This window comes from Domibacillus indicus, assembly GCF_023715895.1.
Lineage (GTDB): Bacteria > Bacillota > Bacilli > Bacillales > Domibacillaceae > Domibacillus > Domibacillus indicus_A.
Genome location: NZ_JAMBOO010000078.1, coordinates 1 through 478 on the forward strand (window position 1 = coordinate 1; position 478 = coordinate 478).

1 protein-coding gene is annotated in these 478 nt (G+C 68.6%); it reads left to right on the forward strand.

Features of this window, described 5'->3' with window-relative positions:
• Window positions 1-478, forward strand: a 478-nt coding sequence (locus M3221_RS25610; RefSeq protein WP_251274821.1) for an efflux RND transporter permease subunit, incomplete at both ends; no start/stop codon positions are given.

Sequence of the window (478 nt, forward strand, 5' to 3'; positions counted from 1 at the left end):
GTCGAGCTCGAACCGCAGTCGCTGTTCCACTACGGGATCGGCCTCGAGGACGTGCGCGCGGCGCTGGCGTCCGCGAACGCCAACGCGCCGAAGGGCGTGATCGAATTCGGCCCGCAGCACTACCAGCTCTACACGAACGACCAGGCGTCCCAGGCGTCGCAATACCGCGACCTCGTCGTCGCCTACCGCAACGGCTCGGCCGTGCGGCTGTCCGACCAGTCGGACGTCGTCGATTCGGTCGAGGATCTGCGCAACCTCGGCCTGTCGAACGGCAAGCGCGCGGTGCTCGTGATCCTCTATCGCTCGCCCGGCGCGAACATCATCGACACGATCGACCGCGTGCGCGCGGCGCTGCCGCAGCTCACCGCGTCGCTGCCGGCCGACATCACGGTCACGCCGGTGCTCGACCGCTCGACCACCATCCGCGCATCGCTGAAGGACACCGAGCATACGCTGCTGATCGCGGTCAGCCTCGTCG